The organism is Exiguobacterium sp. s7 (genome assembly GCF_018618195.1).
Classification (GTDB): domain Bacteria; phylum Bacillota; class Bacilli; order Exiguobacteriales; family Exiguobacteriaceae; genus Exiguobacterium; species Exiguobacterium mexicanum_A.
On the sequence record NZ_JACSLO010000010.1, the window covers coordinates 22,378 to 43,364 of the forward strand.

Annotated in this window: 21 protein-coding genes; 4 read left to right on the forward strand and 17 right to left on the reverse strand. The window is 50.6% G+C overall.

The window, feature by feature from the left end; all coding sequences use genetic code 11:
* Positions 1 to 30 precede the first annotated feature (30 nt).
* The 3 genes from KNP79_RS12025 to KNP79_RS12035 all read left to right on the forward strand — a co-directional run bounded on the left by KNP79_RS12025 (position 31) and on the right by KNP79_RS12035 (position 3,101).
* The gene (locus KNP79_RS12025; RefSeq protein WP_215192511.1) at positions 31 to 1,527 is read left to right on the forward strand and encodes a phytoene desaturase family protein; all 1,497 of its coding nucleotides are present in this window, start codon (positions 31 to 33) and stop codon (positions 1,525 to 1,527) included.
* A gap of 110 nt (positions 1,528 to 1,637) precedes the next feature.
* Positions 1,638 to 2,363 (forward strand): hypothetical protein, encoded by a 726-nt coding sequence (locus tag KNP79_RS12030; RefSeq protein WP_034781519.1) that lies wholly within the window; start codon positions 1,638 to 1,640, stop codon positions 2,361 to 2,363.
* A gap of 9 nt (positions 2,364 to 2,372) precedes the next feature.
* Positions 2,373 to 3,101, forward strand: a complete 729-nt coding sequence (locus tag KNP79_RS12035; protein WP_215192513.1) for an ATP-binding cassette domain-containing protein — start codon at positions 2,373 to 2,375, stop codon at positions 3,099 to 3,101.
* 245 nt (positions 3,102 to 3,346) lie between these two features.
* Here the strand turns inward: KNP79_RS12035 and KNP79_RS12040 are convergent, their stop codons facing one another.
* The 5 genes from KNP79_RS12040 to KNP79_RS12060 are packed head-to-tail and all read right to left on the reverse strand — an operon-like array spanning position 3,347 to position 6,173.
* Positions 3,347 to 3,832: a hypothetical protein gene (locus KNP79_RS12040; protein ID WP_034781514.1), complete on the reverse strand. Its 486-nt coding sequence runs from the start codon at positions 3,830 to 3,832 to the stop codon at positions 3,347 to 3,349.
* 15 nt (positions 3,833 to 3,847) lie between these two features.
* Positions 3,848 to 4,327, reverse strand: coding sequence for a hypothetical protein (locus tag KNP79_RS12045; protein WP_215192515.1), 480 nt, complete (start codon positions 4,325 to 4,327; stop codon positions 3,848 to 3,850).
* 58 nt (positions 4,328 to 4,385) lie between these two features.
* A complete protein-coding gene (locus KNP79_RS12050; protein ID WP_215192517.1) occupies positions 4,386 to 5,165 on the reverse strand; it encodes an SMI1/KNR4 family protein in 780 nt (259 codons plus the stop codon).
* Between the two features lie 34 nt (positions 5,166 to 5,199).
* On the reverse strand, positions 5,200 to 5,682 hold the full coding sequence (locus tag KNP79_RS12055; protein ID WP_215192519.1) for a hypothetical protein: 483 nt from the start codon (positions 5,680 to 5,682) through the stop codon (positions 5,200 to 5,202).
* The gene (locus KNP79_RS12060) at positions 5,682 to 6,173 is read right to left on the reverse strand and encodes a hypothetical protein (RefSeq protein WP_215192521.1); all 492 of its coding nucleotides are present in this window, start codon (positions 6,171 to 6,173) and stop codon (positions 5,682 to 5,684) included. Before KNP79_RS12060 ends, KNP79_RS12055 begins: the two co-directional genes overlap by 1 nt.
* A gap of 78 nt (positions 6,174 to 6,251) precedes the next feature.
* Between KNP79_RS12060 and KNP79_RS12065 the strand changes: the two genes are divergently transcribed.
* Positions 6,252 to 6,455 (forward strand): hypothetical protein, encoded by a 204-nt coding sequence (locus tag KNP79_RS12065; RefSeq protein ID WP_034781499.1) that lies wholly within the window; start codon positions 6,252 to 6,254, stop codon positions 6,453 to 6,455.
* Here the strand turns inward: KNP79_RS12065 and KNP79_RS12070 are convergent.
* From KNP79_RS12070 to KNP79_RS12125, 12 genes are all read right to left on the reverse strand, one after another.
* A complete protein-coding gene (locus tag KNP79_RS12070; RefSeq protein WP_034781495.1) occupies positions 6,452 to 6,925 on the reverse strand; it encodes a DMT family transporter in 474 nt (157 codons plus the stop codon). The two genes, KNP79_RS12065 and KNP79_RS12070, sit on opposite strands and share 4 nt — an antisense overlap.
* Positions 6,926 to 6,937: 12 nt before the next feature.
* Entirely contained in the window at positions 6,938 to 7,606 is a 669-nt protein-coding gene (locus KNP79_RS12075) for a Crp/Fnr family transcriptional regulator (protein ID WP_215192523.1), read from the reverse strand.
* A 6-nt stretch (positions 7,607 to 7,612) separates the two neighbouring features.
* On the reverse strand, positions 7,613 to 8,038 hold the full coding sequence (locus tag KNP79_RS12080) for a DMT family transporter (RefSeq protein WP_131436846.1): 426 nt from the start codon (positions 8,036 to 8,038) through the stop codon (positions 7,613 to 7,615).
* A 15-nt stretch (positions 8,039 to 8,053) separates the two neighbouring features.
* A complete protein-coding gene (locus KNP79_RS12085) occupies positions 8,054 to 8,992 on the reverse strand; it encodes a DMT family transporter (protein WP_215192525.1) in 939 nt (312 codons plus the stop codon).
* Positions 8,993 to 9,110: 118 nt separating this feature from the next.
* A complete protein-coding gene (locus tag KNP79_RS12090) occupies positions 9,111 to 10,004 on the reverse strand; it encodes a carbohydrate ABC transporter permease (protein ID WP_152567792.1) in 894 nt (297 codons plus the stop codon).
* Positions 10,005 to 10,016: 12 nt separating this feature from the next.
* Positions 10,017 to 10,904: a carbohydrate ABC transporter permease gene (locus KNP79_RS12095; RefSeq protein WP_034781489.1), complete on the reverse strand. Its 888-nt coding sequence runs from the start codon at positions 10,902 to 10,904 to the stop codon at positions 10,017 to 10,019.
* A 43-nt stretch (positions 10,905 to 10,947) separates the two neighbouring features.
* Positions 10,948 to 12,189, reverse strand: a complete 1,242-nt coding sequence (locus KNP79_RS12100) for a sugar ABC transporter substrate-binding protein (protein WP_215192527.1) — start codon at positions 12,187 to 12,189, stop codon at positions 10,948 to 10,950.
* Positions 12,190 to 12,335: 146 nt separating this feature from the next.
* Entirely contained in the window at positions 12,336 to 13,310 is a 975-nt protein-coding gene (locus tag KNP79_RS12105; RefSeq protein WP_215192529.1) for a LacI family DNA-binding transcriptional regulator, read from the reverse strand.
* A gap of 17 nt (positions 13,311 to 13,327) precedes the next feature.
* The gene (locus KNP79_RS12110; RefSeq protein ID WP_215192531.1) at positions 13,328 to 14,860 is read right to left on the reverse strand and encodes an alpha-glucosidase; all 1,533 of its coding nucleotides are present in this window, start codon (positions 14,858 to 14,860) and stop codon (positions 13,328 to 13,330) included.
* A gap of 35 nt (positions 14,861 to 14,895) precedes the next feature.
* On the reverse strand, positions 14,896 to 18,114 hold the full coding sequence (locus KNP79_RS15880; RefSeq protein ID WP_215192533.1) for a GH36-type glycosyl hydrolase domain-containing protein: 3,219 nt from the start codon (positions 18,112 to 18,114) through the stop codon (positions 14,896 to 14,898).
* Positions 18,111 to 20,237, reverse strand: coding sequence for a glycoside hydrolase family 3 N-terminal domain-containing protein (locus KNP79_RS12120; RefSeq protein WP_215192534.1), 2,127 nt, complete (start codon positions 20,235 to 20,237; stop codon positions 18,111 to 18,113). The genes KNP79_RS15880 and KNP79_RS12120 overlap by 4 nt, the downstream gene beginning before the upstream one ends.
* 267 nt (positions 20,238 to 20,504) lie before the next feature.
* Positions 20,505 to 20,987 (reverse strand): hypothetical protein, encoded by a 483-nt coding sequence (locus tag KNP79_RS12125; RefSeq protein WP_215192536.1) that lies wholly within the window; start codon positions 20,985 to 20,987, stop codon positions 20,505 to 20,507.

A 20,987-nucleotide genomic window follows, 5' to 3' on the forward strand; every position in this document is an offset into this window, starting at 1 on the left:
ATTAACTGGCGAAAGAAGGGCGGCTCGTCTATGCAAAACGTGAACAAGTCTGTGATTGTGATCGGTGGAGGTCTCGGAGGGATATCAGCGGCCATCTCGCTCGCTCAAAAAGGGTATGACGTCTCCTTGTACGAAAAGAACGACCACATCGGCGGGAAAGTGAATCGGCTTGAACAGGACGGGTTCGGCTTCGATCTCGGCCCCTCAATTTTAACGATGCCGCAGATTTTCGAGAAACTGTTCGCAGGCAGCGGTAAGCGGATGGAAGACTATGTGCCAACCAAGCGGCTCGACCTCGAGTGGCGCTCGTTCTTCCCGGACGGAACGGTGCTCGACTTGTATCACGACTTGGACGTGATGAAGCGCGCCAACCCGACGCTGTCGCGGAAAGACATGCGTGAGTATCGCGAACTGTTGAAATATGCCGAGCGCATCTATAAGACGACGGAGAAGAGTTATTTGAAGGAAGGGTTCGAGTCGCCGCGCGAAGCGGTGGCACAGACCGGACTTTTCTCGACGTTGTTCGGCTTCGATTTGACGTCGACGATGTACGATGGGATTGCCAAACGAATCAGCAACCCGCATTTGCGGACGATGCTGTCGTATTATGTGAAATATGTCGGCTCATCCCCGTACAGCGCACCGGCCGTCCTCAACATGATGATTTACATGCAACACGCGCAAGGCTGCTGGTACGTCGAAGGCGGGACGCATAAACTAGCGGAAGGATTGACGAAACTCGCTGAAGAGATTGGTGTGAAGCTCCATACCGGGCAGGGCGTCGTCCGGGCCCATACGTTGAACGGTCAACTGACGGCCATCGAGCTCGAGGATGGACGGCTTCGTTCAGCTGACTATTTCGTCTCCAACATGGAAGTCATCCCGTTCTATCAAAAGATGGTCGAGGCGGATGAACAATTCGTCGACAAGCTCGTCGAAAAGTATGAACCGGCCAGCTCCGGCTTCGTGCTCCACCTCGGGGTGAACAAAGAGTACCCGGCCCTCGGCCACCACAACTTCTTCTTCTCGGAGAACTTGCATGAACAGATGGACAAGATTTTCGAGCAGCACGAGTTGCCGGACGACCCGACGATTTACTTGGTGAACGTCAATAAGACCGATCCGACCCAGGCACCGGCCGGGCACGAGAACATCAAAATTTTGCCGCACATCCCGTACATCCAAGACAACCCGTTCACTCCTGAACAGTACGCCGCCTTTGAAGAGCGTGTCCTCGATAAGCTCGAGCGGATGGGCTTGGACGGGTTGCGCGAACACACAGTGACGCGCGACGTCTGGACGCCGCATGATATCGAGCGGACGTACAGCTCGGATCGGGGCGCGATTTATGGGACCGTCGCCGATAAGAAGCAGAACGGCGGCTTCAAGCATAAGAAGCAGAGCGAGCTGTACGACAACCTCTACTTCGTCGGCGGCACGGTCAATCCCGGCGGCGGCATGCCGATGGTGACACTGAGTGGCCAGCAAGTGAGTGATAAGATTGCGAAACGTGACAAAGTGAAATGATTTTCTTCAATCCCTCATTCGATGTGAGGGATTATTTTTTTGAAACTTTTTCCAATCATCTTCCGTATATTGTACTACGATACAACAATCAAACCAAGCGGAGGAACAGGATGCATCAAATCACAAGTTATTTCTTTATGTATGCCAAAGTTGTCGTCACCGATAAGATTCCATTCATCTGGACGCTCGGAATCCCACTCATTATCGCCTTGACGCAGTCGTTTTCAGATATCCGCCAAGCGACGACAGCGGAATACTACCCAGGGCTCTCTTATTTCTGGGTGTATATTATTCTTGCTACATATGTGAACGGTGTCGGCATAGAACTCGCTCGCATGCGCGAATATGGACTGATGAAAACGTACGTGATGATTTCCGGGAACAAACTGACATATGTCATCGCCGTCATCTTAGCACAGCTATTATTCGCCTCCATCAGCCTGCTTTTATTCACAACGGTCGTCACACTCGTACATGGGTTCTTCTCGTTCAAGTTGATTGCAACGTCTCTACTCGTATTGATCGGGAGTATCCCGTTCGCGGTTGCTAGTGTCGCCATCACGGCACTTCCAGTGAAAGTATCGAGTCTCGGGACGTTCGCGAACATTCTGATGTTTCCGCTCTTTTTATTGGCAATCAACTCACCTGATCAATGGTTCAGCTTCCTCAACCCGTTCTACGCGCTCCATGAATTCGCGCTCGGATTGCTGCATCTGACTACTCAAGTCGAACTCTCGTTTGGAGTATGGGCGACATTCCTTTCCGTACTCGGTTACTTCATCATCGGTGCGATTGCGTTGAAACGCTTCAGTCTCGTCTCACTCATCACACGCTAGGAGGTTCTTATGCACGTACACCAACTTACTTATCACTATCCGAAAGCGACGCGTCCTGTGCTCGACGGTGTCTCGTTCACACTGCAACCGAATAAGCTGAATGTCTTGATCGGACAAAACGGTGCCGGGAAGACGACACTCTTTGATTGTATGACCGGGACACTTTCAGTCGACAAAGAATCACTCGAACTCGTCCCGACGGCGGACATGTTGTATTTGACACAACTCATGTATAACCATCATGAGTTGACCGGAAAAGACCTCGCCTACTTTATCGGACGGTTATCCAAACGTCCCGATTTCAAAAAACTCGAGTCGTATGTGAACGGACTCTCGACCGCTCGAGAGCAAGAGCTGTTCGAACACTTATGGAAGATGAAACTCGGGAAAATGTCTGTCGGGGAGCGAAAGTGGCTGTTCGTGACGTTACTCGCCTCGGTCAAGCGCTCCCTTTATCTGTTCGACGAACCGACGAGCGGGGTCGACCCGGCATCGCGGATCCACATCATGCGGCGGTTGCACCGTCTCGTCCAAGACGGACGGACGTGCCTCATCTCGACGCATCAACTACACGACCTCTCGCAATTTGACGCACATGTCATCTTCCTCCACGCGGGACGTGTGTTATACGAAGGCGACTTCCAAGACTGGCTGCGCGCCTCCGGGACGACCGACCCGGACGAGGCGTTCGTCGCGATGGTCGAAGGAACGATGAATGATGTGGTGGTGACTCGATGACCGATTCATTTTGGGAACGACACCGCTTCAAGTTCTATACGATTGGCATGGTCATCTGCGGAATATTGGTGGGCATGTTTTCATAAGAAAAAGCATCTGACACGACGTCAGATGCTTCTTTTAGTTGCCTGAACTCGATTTTCCGATAATCAGCTTCAATACAAGAATGACTCCGCCTAACATGACAGCAAAGGTACCAAGCGACCAGAGCATGTCAAACACTCGTAAATCCATCGTCTTCCTCCTTATTTGAGCTGACGTTTCGCTTCATCGCGATGCGCCGTCCGCAGCTCATGATTCGTCACGTGCTCCGGGTCAATCAACTCGATTTTCCGGTTCACCCATACCGATAAGAAGATGAATGGGATAAACAAGGCGAGCAGCATAATGGCGAAGATGACGAGTGACCCTTCAATCGCCCAAGCGATGGCGATGAAGACCCCAAGCAAGATGACGTTCGCGAGCACGATGCCGAACTCGAGTCGCACGAACTTTTGATAGCGCGCGTCGTCATTGAATGTGAGCAGCAACTTCATGCGGTGCCACGCCCGATAGAGGCTCGGCAATTGCGTCGCCATGATGATGATGGCGAATGTCGCGAGGGTGATGTCTTGGGTGAAGATGAAGTAAAAGGCGATCCCTAAAATCGCGAACGTGAGCAGGAGTGCCGTCCGGTTCACTTTCCGGTCGTTCTCGACCATTTGTTTCAGCCGTTCATTTTTATTAACCATAGTTAGGTACTCCCATCATGATGACTTTCGTTTTTCGCGCTCGAGTTGCGCCTTGCCGAGTTCCGTCGCGGTCACGTGCTCCGGGTCAATCGTTTTCAACTCACGGTCGATGCGAATCCCAAGCGCTAGGAACGTGATCAGACCGACGATAACGACGATGACGAGCGTGAGTAGCGTGATCCATCCGAGCATCGAGCTCACGATCAACAATAAAAGAAACACGATGTTCCCGACGGCCAAGCCGAACTCGGACCGTACTTTCTGTTGGTAGCGAGCATCGTCGTTGAAGGTGAGCAGCAACTTCATCCGATGCCACCCTTTATACAGCACGGGCAGCTGTCCGACCAAGATGATCGGCAACAGTAAGAGGACGTCCGTCGCCCAAAAATAGATGATGAACAGTGCGATGATTCCTATCGTCGGGTACAGCATTTGTTTTTGTCGCTTTCGATCGTTCTCCATCATGCGTTCAAGTCTTATGTTATGGTCAACCATCCAATCCCCCTAATCAAATCTCGTTACCTTCTTTTACGAGAGGAAACGGCAAATCGTTTCACTCGACTCGAATATCGTTATCGAGAATGTACATCGTCTCTTCGTAGCGTTGTTTACTATAGGCGTCGTCTTGCCTGTGGAGCGTCTCAAAAAATGCTTCGAACAGTTGTTGATCTAAAGGCTTCCGTCGAATAATGACTTCTTGAATGACGCTTGTCGCCGTCTCTCGCAACGTCTTGTCATCCATCCAGGTCAACAGCTCACGAACGAGTTCGTCCGCTTCAAGTAAATCCAAGCTATTGAACCAAATAACCGCACCAATCCTTTTGTCTTCTAGATGATCGCTATAGAGTAGGCGTCGCGCATCTTTCAGGAGCGTCTCCCCTTGTTTCATTTCAGTACCTGATTCTGGAGTCATTTCTTCATATACTCCCATATCCACCGTCGTGAGCGCTTCCGTGAATTGACGGAATGAGTCGAACAAGACATCAATCTCTTCCGTATCCGTATCGATATAGGCAATCTTCGGCGTCGCGCCTTCACGGTAGTCGAATGCGAGGAAAAAGTGCCCGTCACCGGCGAACGCAATCAATTGTTCATCCTCGACACCCCACTCTTTTAATAACGCCTTGGATTCAATCAACCCTTTATTTAAACCAACTCCAGCAATCGAATCGACGAGGGCGATGTCATCTTGCCCATTCCATGTAATCGGTAAGTCGCGCTGTTCGACATATCCCCCGTTTTGGATACGAAGTGCCTCGAGATAATCGTCCGGCAGTTTCACGCCGAGGCGCCCTTCCACTTCAGTTAATACGTCGTCCGTTAATGCGGTCAACCGATTCGGATGTCCGGTATGTCATTCCAAATGATCACTGTTCCCCTGCTTTCTTCAATCGTCTGTATTGGCGAATGTCTTGATTCGTCACATGCTCTGGGTCAATCTTTTTGAGTCGCTCATTCACCCACCATTCGAAATATAGGAAAGGTACAACGATGAGCGTACCAAGCAATGAATACGTGACGTGTTGAAAATTTTGAATGATTGTACCCCAAATAAATACCGCGAGCCCGATGACCGTCATGAAGATGAATAAAAAGTTGAGTCGAACATATCGGCGATACAGCTCATCCGAACTAAAACGGAGCAATAGCTTCATCCGTAACCAGCCCCATAAAATCAGTGATGCGTAAATGACTAAAAAGGCTGCGAACACCTGCATGTTCGTTAAGGTGTAACGACTATGGAGATAAAACGAGGTCAAGATGATGATGGCGACCAGTAGACCAAATAAACGAATCGAGACTTGTTCAAACCGCATCAATTGAAGCAAGCGATCTTTATGCTCGACCATCATTCCTTCTCCCATTTCCGTTTCATCCGTTCCCGTTTCGTAAAGCCAATCAAGCTATCCGTGACATGCTCGTGATCGATCCGAAGCAAGCGGGTATCGAGCCATGTCTCAACCACCAACATGCCTGCAATCAACATCGCCGACAGTCCGCTGAACACAGACAATACGAAGAATCCGGATACATACCCGCCCATCAAACCGAGCATGACCCATAACATCGCAATCGCGATGACGCCTTTCGCCCGGATCAATCGTTGGTAGGAGCGATTTTCATTAAACGTCACGGATACGCGCGTCTTCTGCCACGCTACGTGACTGAGCGGGACAGCCGTCATCATCAAAAAGACGAGCATCGCAAGCATTGGCAATGATGCATTGGTATAGATCCACCACCCCAGTCCTAACCCTGCCGCGGCGGCCCACAACAATTTAAATGCACCTTTTTTGGGAAGCATATATAACTGCTCGATTCGTTCTTCTCGTGTCACCATAATCTGTTCCTCCTTGAAACCAATTCGGACCGTTCACCGTATATACGAATAGCATACCAATAATTAGGAGGTATTTCGATGGATATTCTTATTTTAGCCATCCTACTCGGCATCGTCGGCTTCATTGTGACTCGTTCCTATACCATCTATCCGTCATCGTTCGGAGACCGTTCACCCGTCCAACCACGCGCCTCGATCACGACAAAATGCCCGCATTGCCAAACCGTCGTCAAACGGCAGGAACACGGGCAGACTTGTTCAACTTGTCGGAAATCGTTTTAGACGACTTGCTTTGCTTTTTGGTGAACCATCTCTTTTTTCCCACTCAACTGGAACAACAGCACCCCGCCGACAATCAACACGATGCCGACAAACGTCTTCCATGTGAACGGGATGGCTTCTAGCCCGAACCAGCCGAGCGTGTCCCAGAGGAGTGCGAATAGAATTTGTGACACCATGACAATCGAGATGGCATGACTCGGCCCGAGCTGTTGGACGCCTTGCGTCACACTCATGACGACACCGACCCCGATGATGCCGCTGAACCAATACCACGTCTCCATACCCGTGACGGCGAACAGACCCGCTCCTTCACTGATCAATCCGACGAGCAGTGACGCCAGGAAGCCAAGGGCGAGCACGAGCGTCGTCGTCGCCCACGCCCCGACCCGTTCTTTCACTTTGGCGTTAAACGTATTCTGCACACAGACGAGCATGCCGCCCATAACCGCGAGCATCATTCCAAGTGCCATGACGTGTCCTCCTCATTCATAAATACTCTCCCCGGTGACGGCAATCAATCCGGCGCGATCAACGATGGCAATCGACCGACGATCCCGTTCAATCAATCCCTGTTCGACGAACCGCTTAAGTGTCCGGTTAACGTGGCGATAGCTCGTCCCAATCAAGTCGGCGATGTCGGTCAACTCATCTACGGTCGACCCGAGTCTCGTCTCTTCCGGTGTCATCGACAACAGATAGCTCGCGAGCCGCACATCGACCGGATAGAACAAGTTGAAACTCATCGACTGCGACTTCATCTCAAACTTCTTCGTGATCCCTTCGAGCAAATAATGCAGCCACGTGACGTCCTCCTTGGCATGACGCGCGAGGTCGTCGAAGCGGACGACGATCATCTCGACCGGCGTGACCGCCTCGACCGTGTTCAAGAACGGTGTACGTCGGACGTACTCGATGTCGCCAATCAAATCGAGCGGATATTTGAACGACAAGACGAGCCGCTTCCCGGCCGCTGACGTGTGGGCCACCCGAATCTTTCCACTGACGAGAAAGTGGAGCTGCTCGGCCTCAGCGCCTTGGATGCAAATCGCCTCCCCCGGTGCGTAACGGACGAGCATGAGATGAGGACGGACGGATGAAGGGAGTACCTCATTTAGTCCATATTGCTTCATGTAACGGTCAATCTGTTTCATCGCACGTCATCCTTTCAATACGAGAATCCCGACGATCATCATGACGACCCCGAGCAGTTGCGTCCGGTTCAAGTCACGGCGCAACATCCCGAACCAGCCGCGCCAGTCGATCACGAGTGCCAGGGCAAGTTGGGCGATTAAAAATAACGAGATGGTCAGTGTGACACCGAGCTCATGCACGGCCGTCATATTGCTGAACAAGATGAACGCAGCGAACGCGCCCCCTGACAAATAAAGCGGCTCGACGCGGCGCATGTGGATGTACGTCCGGTCGCGGACGAGAAGCATGATGACGAGCGCGACAAGGAAACCTGTCAATTGCGTCAACGTCGCAGCTTGCCACGTCCCGATACTCGAACTGATGCGAGCGTTGGCGACGCTCTGTAGCGTCAAAAAGAAGCCGCCACTGATGGCGAACAGTACTCCGCGCATGATGTCTCTCCTCCCTTACGATAAACGAATCAGCATGATCCCGATGACCATGACGAGTAAACTAACGAGTTGTATCCCAGTGACCGGGTTCTTCGCAGCACCAAACCAACCGAAGCGGTCGATGAGTAAACTCCCACACAGCAAGCCGACAATGACGATGACGACGGCGATGCCGGTCCCGACCATCGGTACGATTAAGACGTTACCACCGATGAACAGTGCCCCGATGATCCCGCCGAGCCAAATCCACCACGGTTGACCGCGTAGCCCGCGCCATTCGACGCTCGGCCGCAAGACGAGTAAGATGAGCAGTAACGTGACCGTCCCGACGACGAACGAGACGAGCGCCCCTTTCAAAGCTGATTCGAGCACCGTTCCCAAATAACCGTTGATGGCCGTCTGTGTCGCGCTCATCATCCCGGTCCCGATTCCGACGAGGCGCCAGACGTTCAAATTGCCGGTTCCCGTCTGCGACGAGGCGACGAGTTTGCCGCGGCGACGATTGATCCAGTCCGTTAGCGCGACCGTGCCAACGACACCGAGCAAGACGAGCAAGGCGCCGAACACGCGCCACGGCGTGAGGACGTTGACGGCTGAATGGAACCAGCCGAAGTGGTCAATCAACAGCCCCATCAATATCTGTCCAAAGATTGGCATGATGACGGTCTGAACGCTGCCGAGTCTCGGGAACAAGAGGATGTTCCCCGTTAAAAAGATGACCCCCAACAAACCACCCGACCACATCCAAAGCGGTTCTCCTTGGAAAATGGATGATTCAATCCCGAACGACTGCCCGGTGAGCAGTAACGTGAGTGTTAAAAAGGTCGTCCCAATCGCGAATGACAGGAACGACGCAACAAATGGTGACCCGACGATGGTGCGCAGACGCGAGTTCACGCTCGTCTGCATCGGCAACAAAATCCCGATGACGAGTCCAATAACAATGGCTAACATTTTCTCTTCCTCGATTCTCTCTATATACTGTTGTACGTGTTAAGCTTACTCCCCACACACTTTAGCATAAAGGACCGATGTCCTGAGTATAAAAAAAGAACCTTACATGGCGTAAGGTTCACTTCATTCCAGATATATTGTATCCTTCGATGATATGCTTTTGGAAAATCATAAAGATAATGATAATCGGCACAACCATGAATGTGGCCCCAGCCATCTGTAAGGCGTAGTTTCCACCATGTTGCCCCTGTAGAAGCGCTAATCCAACTGACAGTGTGTAAAGAGCTTCATCATTGGCGATAATAAGCGGCCACAAGAAGCTGTTCCAAGCACCGATGAAAGTCAAAATTCCTTGTACCGCCAAAATCGGTTTTGACATCGGCAAGACGATTGAGAAGAAAATTCGAAACTCACTCGCTCCATCCAAGCGAGCCGCTTCCAGCATTTCCTCTGGAATCGTCGTCATGAACTGTCGGAACAAGAATACCCCGAACGCACCAACGAGACCGGGGAGGACAATCCCCATCATGGTGTTCGTCAGACCCATTTGATTGAGCATCAAATAAACGGGAATCATCGTAACCTGTCCTGGAATCATCATTGTCGCCAAGACACCGACGAACAAGATGTTACTCCCCTTAAACTTATGCTTCGCAAACGCATAACCGGCCATTGCTGTGAGCAATAAACCGAAAAATGATGCGAGTACAATCAACAACGTGTTCTTCAAATACGTTAAAAAGTTTAAATTCACGAATAAATCGATGTAATGTTCGAACGTCACATTTTCCGGTAGGATCGTCAGCGGTAGCGCCAAGATTTCCGCATCCGTCTTAAAGGACGAGATCACCATCCAGAAGAACGGCAACATAAAAGCGATACCGAGGACGGTCAAAACAAGCGCGACGAGCAACTGCGAGAGTTTGGCTTTTCGTTTATGGTTTAAGTCGGGAAGTGGCGAGAATTTCTCCCGCTTCACATTCACGGCTACCGGTTTTTCATTTGGAATCATGAATGCCCCTCCTTAATAGTTGTTTTCGTTCTTTTGAAGACGGAACTGAATGAGTGTCACCGTAATAATCAGAATGAACAACACGACCGATCCGGCAGCCGCATAACCGAAGTTACTGAGCTGGAAACCGTTGTTGTATATAAACAACGCGAGTGACGTCGTCGAATTGAGTGGTCCCCCCTCGGTCATGATGAGCGGTTCTTCGAAGAACTGAATCCATCCAATCAAAGTTGTCACCGTTACGAAGAAAATCGCATATCGGAGCAACGGAATTGTAATCTTGAACATTTGCTGGAACGTACTTGCCCCATCTAACGCTGCCGCTTCATAGTACGTGCGTGGAATCCCTTGAAGAGCTGCCAAGAAAATAATCATATTGATTCCGACCGCACGCCATACGGCAAGCATGATCAACGATAATTTAGCGATAAACGGATCTTGTAGCCACGGGACATCTGGAAGGCCGATTGTATTTAACAGGAAATTGAAGAGACCATACTGCGGATTAAACAAGAATCCCCAAACGACCGCGACCGCTACAACGTTCGTGATCGACGGCATATAAAAGACGACACGGAACCATTCGAAGACTTTGCCAGTCCCGAAATTGATTGCCATCGCAATCGCGAGCGAAAGACCGATCACAATCGGTACCCCAATAACGACATAAACGATCGTGTTCAATAACGCTTGGATGAACACTTCATCTTTGAAGATTTCAATGTAGTTGGTGAGTCCGATCCATTCAATGTTTGCCCAGTTCGCAATTCCCGCCAAATCCATGTCTGTAAAACTCATGAAAAAAGCGATGAATAACGGCATGATCGAGAACATGAGTAACAAGAGAACGGTCGGCGCGACGAGCAAGTATGGCGCTCGATCATTAAGAAATTGTTTCATAAGGTTCTCCTTTAATTAAACGAGAGGGGGTGTACCCCTCCGTTTATTTTAAAATCGACTTCGCTTTTTCTTGGAACACCTTAACTTCATCTTCTACAGTAGCCGCACCGCGATACATTTTCTCAAAGCTCTGCAAATATGTTTGCGCTACTTTTTCCCACGTTGTCATCATCGGCATCGGCTCTGCCGCTTCCATCTGCTCACCGAATGTTTTGAGTTTCTCATCGTTTTTGAGCGTTTCGTTCTCTGCCCATGTCGCTTTTGTCGATGGAAGTGACTTCGTCATCTCCATCCACTCTGTCTGTGTTTCTGGTTTACTCATATATGCGATAAACTTCGCGGCTTCGTCTTTCTTCTCACTGCTTTCAAAAATACTTAAGTTCGATCCTCCAAGGAACGAGATATTATTTTCTTTCGCTGGAAGAACGGCTGTACCCCACTTCTCTTCAATGTCAGGCATTTGATCATTGATAATGTTAATCATCCATGGTCCACTGATGAACATCGGCACGTTCGGTTCTTCTGCCCCGAACGCCTGCACAACATCAAGCCCTAAATCGACTGGTGCATATCCTTCTGTGAAGTAGTTTGTTAAATATTCTGCGCTTTCGATGAATTCTGGTTGATCAAAGAGCGGCTCTTGATTTTCTGTTAACAGCTCTGAACCGTTTTGACGAGCGAACATGAACGATAGCATTTGGTCGTTCGTGTCCAACGTAATCCCGTACATGTCTTCCCCGTCACGAGCCGCAAGTTTTTTCGAAGCGTCTTCTAATTCATCCCACGTTTTTGGCGCTTCTGGGTAACCTACTTTTTCAAGTGCGTCTTTCCGATAATAAAGAACACGTGTGTCGACATACCAAGGTGCCCCGTAAAGACCGTCCTCGAATTGAACCGTTTCAACCGATCCTTCATAAAAGTTTGATGGATCAAGTTCCGGGTAATCTTTTACGAAATCTTTCATATTCGCGAGTGCTCCCGCCTCTACGAATTCAGGCATCCAAGACGTTCCCATTTGAACGACATCTGGACCATTTTTCGAAGCGACCGCAGTCAACAGTTTATCATGCGCTGTATCCCAAGGGATTGCTTGTACTTTGACGTTAACGCCTTCGTTTTCTTTTTCATATTGTTCTGCTAGTTTCGGCAAAGCTTTTCCTTCCTCACCCATCGCCCAAACTGTGATGGTATTTGCGTCATCGCCGCTCGATCCAGAAGAACATCCCGCCAATAGACCTGAAATGATTACCGTGCCCGCTACCGCTGCTAACCCTAATTTCTTCATCTGAATTCCTCCGTTTCTCGATAATCGAAACGTTTCGATTATCGTGTAAAAAAATAATGTTTATACAAAGGTTTTACTGCAAATCAACAGGTTAAACGTTTCTATAAACATTATAGTTCACAATGTATCCGCTTACAATACGTATTTTATCTTTTATTACTTTTTTTTCGAATCGAGGCGTCTTTCATGAACTTTGAAGGAATCGTCTCTTTTGAATTTTCTTTCTCTTCAATCAGTTGGAGTAACGCGCGAGCCGCCTTCTTGCCCCAGTCAGGCTTCGAATAGCTGACGCTTGCGATCCGAGGCTGTGTATAGTTTGTAATCTCGAGTTTATCAAAGCCAACGAGCGAAATGTCTTCCCCGATTCTGAAAGAAGAGTTTTGCAAGACGTCATAAACCCCGAGCGCCATGTCATCATTTAAACACATGATGGCATCCCCTTCTTCGAGCACTTCAAGTAAGTCACTCGCTGCCCGAATGCCTGACCGTTTCGTGAATTCACCGGTCCATTCCCGGACGGTTACCCCAGCCGCGTTCGCGCGATCAACGACAACTTTCCGTCGTTCGACAGCATCATGATTGCCGACCGGTCCGTTCACAAGATGGATTTGTCCAGGGTTGGTCTCTAAGATGGCGTCCATCTCTTGATTCATCCCAATCTGATTATCGAGCAGCACACAACTGATGTTCGGATGCTCAATCTCACGGTCGAGCATCGTCAGCGGGTGCCCTCGGTCCGCGAACTCTAAAATCTGTTCTTGGGTGAAGCGATGCCCTAAGATGAGCGCCCCATCCACCATGCGTTCGGTCATCAGACGATGTGATTCGGGACCGTTACAAACAATTAACTCATAGCCAGTATCAGACAGCTCTTGGTTGATGCCTTTTAATAACTCTCCATAGAACGACCCGGAATAATCGCCTAAAAACGCTCCGATAATATGTGTCTTTCTCGTTTTTAGCGTCCTCGCCGCGGCGTTCGGCACGTAGTTCAACTCTTCGGCGATTTTAATGATGCGTTGCCTCGTCTTTTCTGTCACTTTCGGACTGCCGTTTAGCGCATATGAGACGGTCGATATCGAAACGCCAGCCTCTTTTGCGATGTCTTTAATTCCTGCCATTTCCTCACTTCCTTCTGTCAAAAATTATAACATATGAACGCTTCATACGGCCGTAGCATTGGCGCCTCAACCTGCTCTGTCGAAACCAAACGTTCCCCGCAACCACTGGGCATCGGCAGCGTATCTTGAGACAAATTTGCGACGACAAGAAGTGGAGGCTCCCCATCGATGATGCGGCGGTACACATATAGCCGCTCCTCGGTCGGTACGAGTTCATAAGCTCCGTCTCGAAGCAGTCGATTTGTCCGGCGTAGCGCAATCAATTCTCGGTACAGATGAAGCAGACTCGTTTTATCTGAACGCATCGTCGCGACGTCCCTGCCTGCTTCGTCGTGAGCTGATCGAAGCCACGGTGTTCCCGTGCTGAACGAGTCCGTCCCTTCGCCCCATGCCATCGGAATCCGGGCATGGTCACGTCCTTTCATGCGAACGGCATCAAGCGTTCCACCCGCCCGCAAATAATTTAGCGTCTCGATGTCTTGATACTCCTCTGTCGCAATCATACCGTTCGTCATCCCGACCTCTTCTCCTTGATACAGAAACGGGATTCCTTTCAATCCGTATAGGAGGACCGCGAGCATCTTCGCAGCCCGCTCGTCATCGTCATACCATCGTGAAATGACACGCGGCTGGTCATGGTTATTCCAAAACAGGCTATTGCGTCCTTCCACCGCAAACGCTCGTTGCCACGTATCGAGCGTGGTTTTTAGCCTCGACGGTTCGAACGGAGCGAGCTTCCATTTGCCTTGTCCTGCCTGCTCATCGAGAGCACATACTTCAAAATTGAAGACGACGTCGAGCGAACCGTCCCGTTGCAAAGTTAGAATTTCGTTCGGAGTCAATCCTCCAGCTTCCCCGACAAGCAACAAGGAAGAGGTGTCAACTTGCGCCACTAAATCTTTCAAGTAACGACGCATCAACGGAAAGTCGAGCCATTGCTTTCGATGGACGTCTTTGCCAATCAAATCAATGACATCAAACCGAAAACCAGTCACCCCGCGCTCGACCCAAAACGCTAAGACTGCCGCCATTTCCTTACGTACTTGCTCGTTCCCCCAATTCAAATCTGGTTGTTCCGGAGCGAATGCATGGAAGTAGTACTGGCCCCGGATCGGTGAGTACGTCCACGTCCCGCCCCCGAAGAACGAGCTCCATTCATTCGGCGTATCACACCAAATGTAGAAATTACCGTACGCTCCTTCCGGATCACGTTCGGATTGAAGGAACCACTCATGCTGATGCGACGTGTGGTTGGCGACGATGTCCATCATGATGCCGATTCCTCTGTCACGTGCTTCACGAATCAACTCGTCCATATCATCCATCGACCCGAACAGAGGATCGATTCGTGTATAGTCTGCGACGTCATAGCCATTATCGTAACCGGGCGAGACGTAAACCGGATTCAACCAAAGCATCTCTACCCCGAGCCAGCTTAAATAGTCGAGGCGACTGATCACTCCTTGTAAATCACCGACCCCATCGCCGTCGCTGTCTTGAAAACTTTTTGGATATACTTGATAGACCGTGCTCACTTTTTTTGCGTCCATATAGTCCTCCTATTAAGAAAAGGGTGACGAATTCGTCACCCCTTCACCGTAATCACTAACTCATTCTTTTCCTTGGCGTAGCGCAAAAATTCATCTTTTTCGACACGCTGTCCTGCTTCGCGATATGGATTCGTTAGGGTGTGACCGTTCAACCTCTGACCATTCAGCGTAATACTCGGCTCACCCATACGGAACTGGACCATCGTCTCCGTACCGAACAAGCGGATCTGCACATATGTGTCCGCATCCACGATCGGATCGAACTCGACATGGGTTGTCCCGAGACGAATCCCCAGGTAGTTCGAGACGAGTTGGTTGAACCAGATTCCCGGTCCACTCGAATAAATGCGCCATCCCGCTTTCACGGGTACCGTTCCATCTTTCAAGCGGCCGAACTGTGACTCCGCCGCATAGCGGTCAGCGAAATCTCCGTCCGAACTACTGAAGTAGACGTTTCGTTGTCTCGGTGCGGCATTCTTCACTTCGTCCATCCGGACCGGGTTGATCATATTGAAAGCCGGACGAATCTTCTCGCGTAGCCCCGCCTTCGCCAGCGCCTCGATGTAGCGGATGTGAGCATGCACGTACTGCAGCCCGATTTCACGACCAAAGTTCGCTGCCTGTTCGGCCCGCATAAAGTGACGGCTGACTCCGCCCCGGTACTCGGCAGGTCGGTTCATGAGACGGACTCCGTCCGGGAACGTCAAATGTGTGGCGATCAAATCAAAGTTGCGTGTCATCTGGTCTTGATCGACAAGTTCAGCGATGACACTGCGCGTCATTGGCAACAAGCGGTAGCGCATTGGCAGCGTCTTGTCGGACGGATGAAGCATCGTCTCGAAGCGTCCATCAACTTCTTTTAAGAATCCTGCGATAACCCCGTCCCGAATCATCTCGTCTGTGAACTGCTTCCGAATTGCTTGGCTCAACTCACCTAAGCGATCTGCCAAATGTGACGCCGGCAACTGTTCGTGCAACTGACGGAACGCTTGGTACGTCAATGTGACCGTCCATGAACTGATGAGGTGACGTTTCAACTCTTCATCGGCTGGTTGGAGCGTGTCGTCCCAGTCTCCTCCACCGTAGGCTGAGAAGACAGAACCTTCGACAAAGTGATCTTCAATGAATCCAAGTGCTCGTTCCACGTGCGAATACAGTGAAGCGTCCGCTTCTGTCTTTCCGTCACGGTCGCGGAACGGAATTATTTCGTCTAGACATGTCACGTCCTCGGTTCGGGCCAAGTAATCCGACAATGCCTTGAGCGGCCAAACGATGACATCACCATGGCTATCCTCTTGTTGGATACCCGCATATTCATCGAACATGAACCATTGCGGCCAATCTCCGTCTTTAAATTGATGGCTGAAAATCACAAGCAAGAGTTTTCGCGCCTCTTCAAAATGACCGGTCGCAAGCAAGAACTCCATCGGCCCTTGTGAAACGTCCCGTGTACCCCAGGCTGCTCCACCGTATTGCTCAAGGCCGTGCGGTGACTGATAGTGCACCCGCATGTTTTGGACGTACCATAGCGCTTGAATATTCAACGCCTCGATGTCAGATGCCTCGCCTTTAAGCGTGAGACCGTTCATATAACTATCCATCCACATTCGGTAAGCGTTCCGCTCCTGCTTTTCGTCTAGCTCAAACGGACTGTGATTCGCCAAACCAAGATGCACCGTCACGCGCTCGCTTGGTTCGTATGACATCCAAACAAGATCGTCCTCGAACGGTTGGTCGAACCAATCCGACGTTTTGAGGAGCTCAAACGGCTGATTGCTCTCGATTGCATATGTCAAATCAGGTCGTATACCGGCGCTGTCTGCCGTTTCGTCCGCCTTGAATAGGAGCCGGTTGTCCGTCTGCTCCATACGGAACGGAACGACGTACTCTTGCGTGTTCATCGCGACCTGGTGACTCATGACGAACCGTCGCGGTTGCGACGATTCGACGGTCGTCTTGATGACAGGAGCACCTGAGGCGATGGACGTACGGACGATAATCGTCTCCCCGTCCAAATCGTAGCGCCATACGGCCTCGTTCAGACGCATCTCGAACAGGCTCGGCATCGTCAGCAAATGGTATGCCCCATCCATCTCGACATAGATGCGTTGCCCCGATGTTTTCGGGACATTGAGTGGATTTCGGACGTTAGTCGTCCATTTGTTGAAGTTTGTATTGCCATAAACAATATGTGAGTTGAAGACACCGTTCATGAATACGGTCGTGGCGAGCTTCGACTCGTCCGGCATCAGACTCCCGGCGTTCAATAAGATGTTGCCGTGACTCCGCTCAACGAGGTGCTCTTTCGCCGCTAAGACGACGTGCGAACCCTCTTCTGTGAAGAAGGACAAGAGCTGTCCACCCGCTGTCTCTTCGAGTCGTCGCACCGGATAGAGGCGCTCGATTTCGCTCATCGCGAGCCCACCGCCGCTGATTGATTGGAACGATTGACGAAGATACGGACGAGGACGTACTGTTTGTTCGACAGGTGCTCCCGCTTCAATCGTTGCGAAATGCTGGATCGAGTGCTCTGTCAGCGCTTCCGGATGATTTTGAACCAATGACAATTCGAATGCGATTTCTCGGTCCGTCCCCATGTCTAACGGTTCAGTACGAAGTGTCGGCAAGGCGAACTCATATTGATAGACACGGGAAGGCAGTGCACCGTCTAGTCCTGCGGCTCGCCCGGTCAATTTATAGGATGTGCCATACACGTCAAAACCATCCGTCGCATATTCTGCGATAGCTCGGGACGACGTCATTCGAATCGCTGGGAACCCGGTCGACTGCTTTTGATTTTGGCGCGCCATCAGCGCCGTATCCGTCTTCATATAGTCGATATACTGGGCCATGTAAGCTTCGTTCGTGCGAACACCGCCTTCATCAGCGAGTCCGAGATCTTGGACGTACGTGACGTCGAATTGACCTGTCCCTTCGAATGTAGCGTCAAAGCGAACGCCGTGGTCGCTGATCGTCCCTCGTACTTTATAAGCAAACTCCGGATAGTGTCCTGACCAAACGATTTCCTGACCAGAGGCCGCGAAATCACTAGGTGAATGCAGTCCCAGCAACGGCCGGGCAACTCCGCCCTCATGTCGGACATAAAGGTTTGCCATCGAGCCATCGAATGGATGATGGATTAACTGATTGACCATGATCGGTCCGGTTTTCAATTGGCGGATGTCTCCCATCGGAGTGAGCGAAAGGCTCACGTCTCCGCATGTTAGTGTTGTCTGTTCGGTTAATACATTCACGTCGTACACCTCGTTTTTGTTTTTAGTTCAAAAGATTTTGCCAATACGTCACGGCTGTTCGGGCCCACAAAGAGCGTAAACGTTCCCGGATCGGCGTCAAACGAACCGTTCGGCTGAAGATAGTGGAGCATATCTCCTTCAACGGCGAACGTCACCGTCACGGATTCGCCGGCTTTGAGGGTCACTTTCTCGTACCCTTTCAATTGTTTGACCGGCCGTGAGACCTTGGCTATGTTGTCTTGGATATACCATTGGACAATTTCATCTGCCGTCGTCGCCCCATCATTTCGAATGACGACAGTCGCCTCGACGATGCCGCCTGTCATGTCTTTGACGATGAAATCGTTGTAGCTAAACGTTGTGTATGTCATGCCATATCCGAACGGGAAGAGTGGCTCATTCGGTGCGTCGAGATATTTGCTCGTGTAGCGTGGATCAGCGTGTTCGATGTCTGACGGACGCCCTGTCCGCAACGCGTCGTAGCGGATCGGTACTTGGCCGACGTTATAAGGAAACGACATCGTCAGTTTCCCCGACGGACTGACTTGCCCGTATAATAAGTTCACAAGCGCCGAACCGGCTTCAGTTCCTGGATACCAAGCCTCGAGCACCGCATCCGAATGTTCGACGACGTCGCGAAGATCGAGCGGACGGCCATTGAATAAAATCGTCACGACTGGTTTCCCGAGTGCCTTTAGACGCTTAAGCCCTTCGCGCTGTGTCTTCGGAAGACGAATGTCCGTACGGCTGCCGGCTTCACCGCTCATCCACGAGGCTTCGCCAAGCGCCAGGATGACGACATCCGACTGTTCTGCGATGCGGCAAGCCTCCGTCCAATCAATTTCTTTTTCGACGGTCGATCCTTCCGCAAACACATAAGGAATTTCAGCCCGGTCAAATGCTTGCCGCAACGTCACGGCCTCTTCTCTTTTCCCATATCCGGCCCACGGGCCAAGCACGTCGTTCGAGTCGACGAACGGTCCGATGAGCGCGACACGTTGCTTTTGTAACGGAAGGACACCATCATTTTTCAAAAGGACCGCACTCTTTTCTGCCAGACGACGCGCCTGATCTCGATGCCCATCTGAAAGGTGGAGCGTTGTCTCTTTCGCTTGATCAATCCCTCGGTAAGGATTGTCGAATAAACCCAACTCTTCTTTTAGCGTCAAGATCCGCAAGACCGCCTCATCCAGTAAAGCCTCATCTACCCCATCTGCAAGCATCGCTTCCAGATAATTCGTGTATGCGCCCGACATCATATCGATATCAACGCCAGCTCGGAGTGCGAGTTCGCCCGCATCCTTCAGCGTCTCGGCGACGCCATGATGGATGAGTTCTTTGATTGCCGTCCAGTCCGAGATCAATACACCTTCGAAGCCCCAGTCACTGCGGAGGATATCCCGCATGAGATATTCACTAGCCGTGGCCGGAACACCATGGACGACATTGAAACTCGTCATTACCATCTTCGCCCCCTCTTCAAGGGCTCGTTTATAGGCTGGCAAATGGAACTCACGCAGCTCGCGGTCAGATACATCGACCGTATTGTAGTCGCGTCCTCCTTCCGGCGCGCCATACGCCGCGAAGTGCTTGACGCAGGCAGCCAACGTATCGTCTCTCGTCAAATCGTCCGACTGGTAACCACGGACGAACGCCGCCGCCATCTCGCCGTTCAACCACACGTCTTCTCCGGTCGATTCCATGACACGTCCCCAACGCGGGTCTCGTGACAAGTCAGCCATCGGAGAGAACGTGACGTGTAGACCGGATGCCGTCGCTTCGATCGACGAAGTGCGTGCCATTCGTTCGACCTCAGCAAGATCCCAAGAACAGGCCATCGCGAGCGGGACCGGAAAAATCGTCCGGTGACCGTGGATGATGTCCGCCATGAACAAGAGCGGGATGCCGAGTCGATTATGTCGCAAGTAACTTTCCTGCAACTTTTGCGCTTGTTTCGCGTTGCTGATCCCGATGACCGATCCGATGTTCCACCGATTCTCATCGGTGATGCCGTCTTCTTTCAACAACTCCGCAATCGGTCCGGTGATCACATCTTGCTGATCATCCGAAAAAATGGATGGCAGTGTCTGAACAAGCTGTCCCACCTTTTCAGCCACTGTCATCTCCTGCACTAATTGTGTCGCTCTCATTCCATCCCGCCTTTATCTATGATTTGTAAATCGAAACGTTTCACCTGTGTATACCAAAAGTATAAGCGCTTACAAAAAGAGATGCAATGGTTAATCGAAACGTTTCTATAAAAAGTATTAATTTACTGCAAATGATCATCTTCAGATTGAAATACACCTCACTCAACCATTTCGAACTGAATATACTTTAGATTCCCGTTGCCCCGAATCGTTCCATAAAAAAATGAGCCCTGACTTATGTCAATGACTCATTTTCCCGCCTTTATTTCGTCGCACCTTGGCTTTATTGAATGATTTAGAGGTTACATGCTCTATGTCAAAATCAAGAATAGCTCGATTGATTATATGCGAGAACAGCACCCCACCAATCACACCAATCACCAAGGTGGGTCCAAGTGTCCAAATCGTGATGAAACCGGTGTGATAGCAAGCGAACAGACACAGGAAAAGCAAAAAGATGAACCATTCGACGATGAAATCACTATAAATCCAGCGCCGATAGCGAGGATCTGGATTAAATGTCAGCAATAGTTTTGTCTTCCTCCATTCGACGCATAGTTGCGGCAAGTACAGCGCGAACACGATCAACGGTAAGTAAATCGATGTCTGATAAGAGATGAACGCGACGACGATGAGGTTAAAGAAGAGGCCCCAGTAGCGCCAGTGCCACGTCGCATCCTCATGTGCGAGCAAACGCTCGATTCGTTCCTGTTTCGTCAACAT

Bases quoted from the DNA above. Each gene is read 5' to 3' on its own strand.
- KNP79_RS12025 (WP_215192511.1), top strand. From the start codon at position 31: ATGCAAAACGTGAACAAGTCTGTGATTGTGATCGGTGGAGGTCTCGGA.
- KNP79_RS12030 (WP_034781519.1), top strand. From the start codon at position 1,638: ATGCATCAAATCACAAGTTATTTCTTTATGTATGCCAAAGTTGTCGTC.
- KNP79_RS12035 (WP_215192513.1), top strand. From the start codon at position 2,373: ATGCACGTACACCAACTTACTTATCACTATCCGAAAGCGACGCGTCCT.
- KNP79_RS12040 (WP_034781514.1), bottom strand. From the start codon at position 3,832: ATGGTTAATAAAAATGAACGGCTGAAACAAATGGTCGAGAACGACCGG.
- KNP79_RS12045 (WP_215192515.1), bottom strand. From the start codon at position 4,327: ATGGTTGACCATAACATAAGACTTGAACGCATGATGGAGAACGATCGA.
- KNP79_RS12055 (WP_215192519.1), bottom strand. From the start codon at position 5,682: ATGGTCGAGCATAAAGATCGCTTGCTTCAATTGATGCGGTTTGAACAA.
- KNP79_RS12060 (WP_215192521.1), bottom strand. From the start codon at position 6,173: ATGGTGACACGAGAAGAACGAATCGAGCAGTTATATATGCTTCCCAAA.
- KNP79_RS12065 (WP_034781499.1), top strand. From the start codon at position 6,252: ATGGATATTCTTATTTTAGCCATCCTACTCGGCATCGTCGGCTTCATT.
- KNP79_RS12070 (WP_034781495.1), bottom strand. From the start codon at position 6,925: ATGGCACTTGGAATGATGCTCGCGGTTATGGGCGGCATGCTCGTCTGT.
- KNP79_RS12075 (WP_215192523.1), bottom strand. From the start codon at position 7,606: ATGAAACAGATTGACCGTTACATGAAGCAATATGGACTAAATGAGGTA.
- KNP79_RS12080 (WP_131436846.1), bottom strand. From the start codon at position 8,038: ATGCGCGGAGTACTGTTCGCCATCAGTGGCGGCTTCTTTTTGACGCTA.
- KNP79_RS12085 (WP_215192525.1), bottom strand. From the start codon at position 8,992: ATGTTAGCCATTGTTATTGGACTCGTCATCGGGATTTTGTTGCCGATG.
- KNP79_RS12090 (WP_152567792.1), bottom strand. From the start codon at position 10,004: ATGATTCCAAATGAAAAACCGGTAGCCGTGAATGTGAAGCGGGAGAAA.
- KNP79_RS12095 (WP_034781489.1), bottom strand. From the start codon at position 10,904: ATGAAACAATTTCTTAATGATCGAGCGCCATACTTGCTCGTCGCGCCG.
- KNP79_RS12100 (WP_215192527.1), bottom strand. From the start codon at position 12,189: ATGAAGAAATTAGGGTTAGCAGCGGTAGCGGGCACGGTAATCATTTCA.
- KNP79_RS12105 (WP_215192529.1), bottom strand. From the start codon at position 13,310: ATGGCAGGAATTAAAGACATCGCAAAAGAGGCTGGCGTTTCGATATCG.
- KNP79_RS12110 (WP_215192531.1), bottom strand. From the start codon at position 14,860: ATGGACGCAAAAAAAGTGAGCACGGTCTATCAAGTATATCCAAAAAGT.
- KNP79_RS12120 (WP_215192534.1), bottom strand. From the start codon at position 20,237: ATGACAGTGGCTGAAAAGGTGGGACAGCTTGTTCAGACACTGCCATCC.
- KNP79_RS12125 (WP_215192536.1), bottom strand. From the start codon at position 20,987: ATGTTGACGAAACAGGAACGAATCGAGCGTTTGCTCGCACATGAGGAT.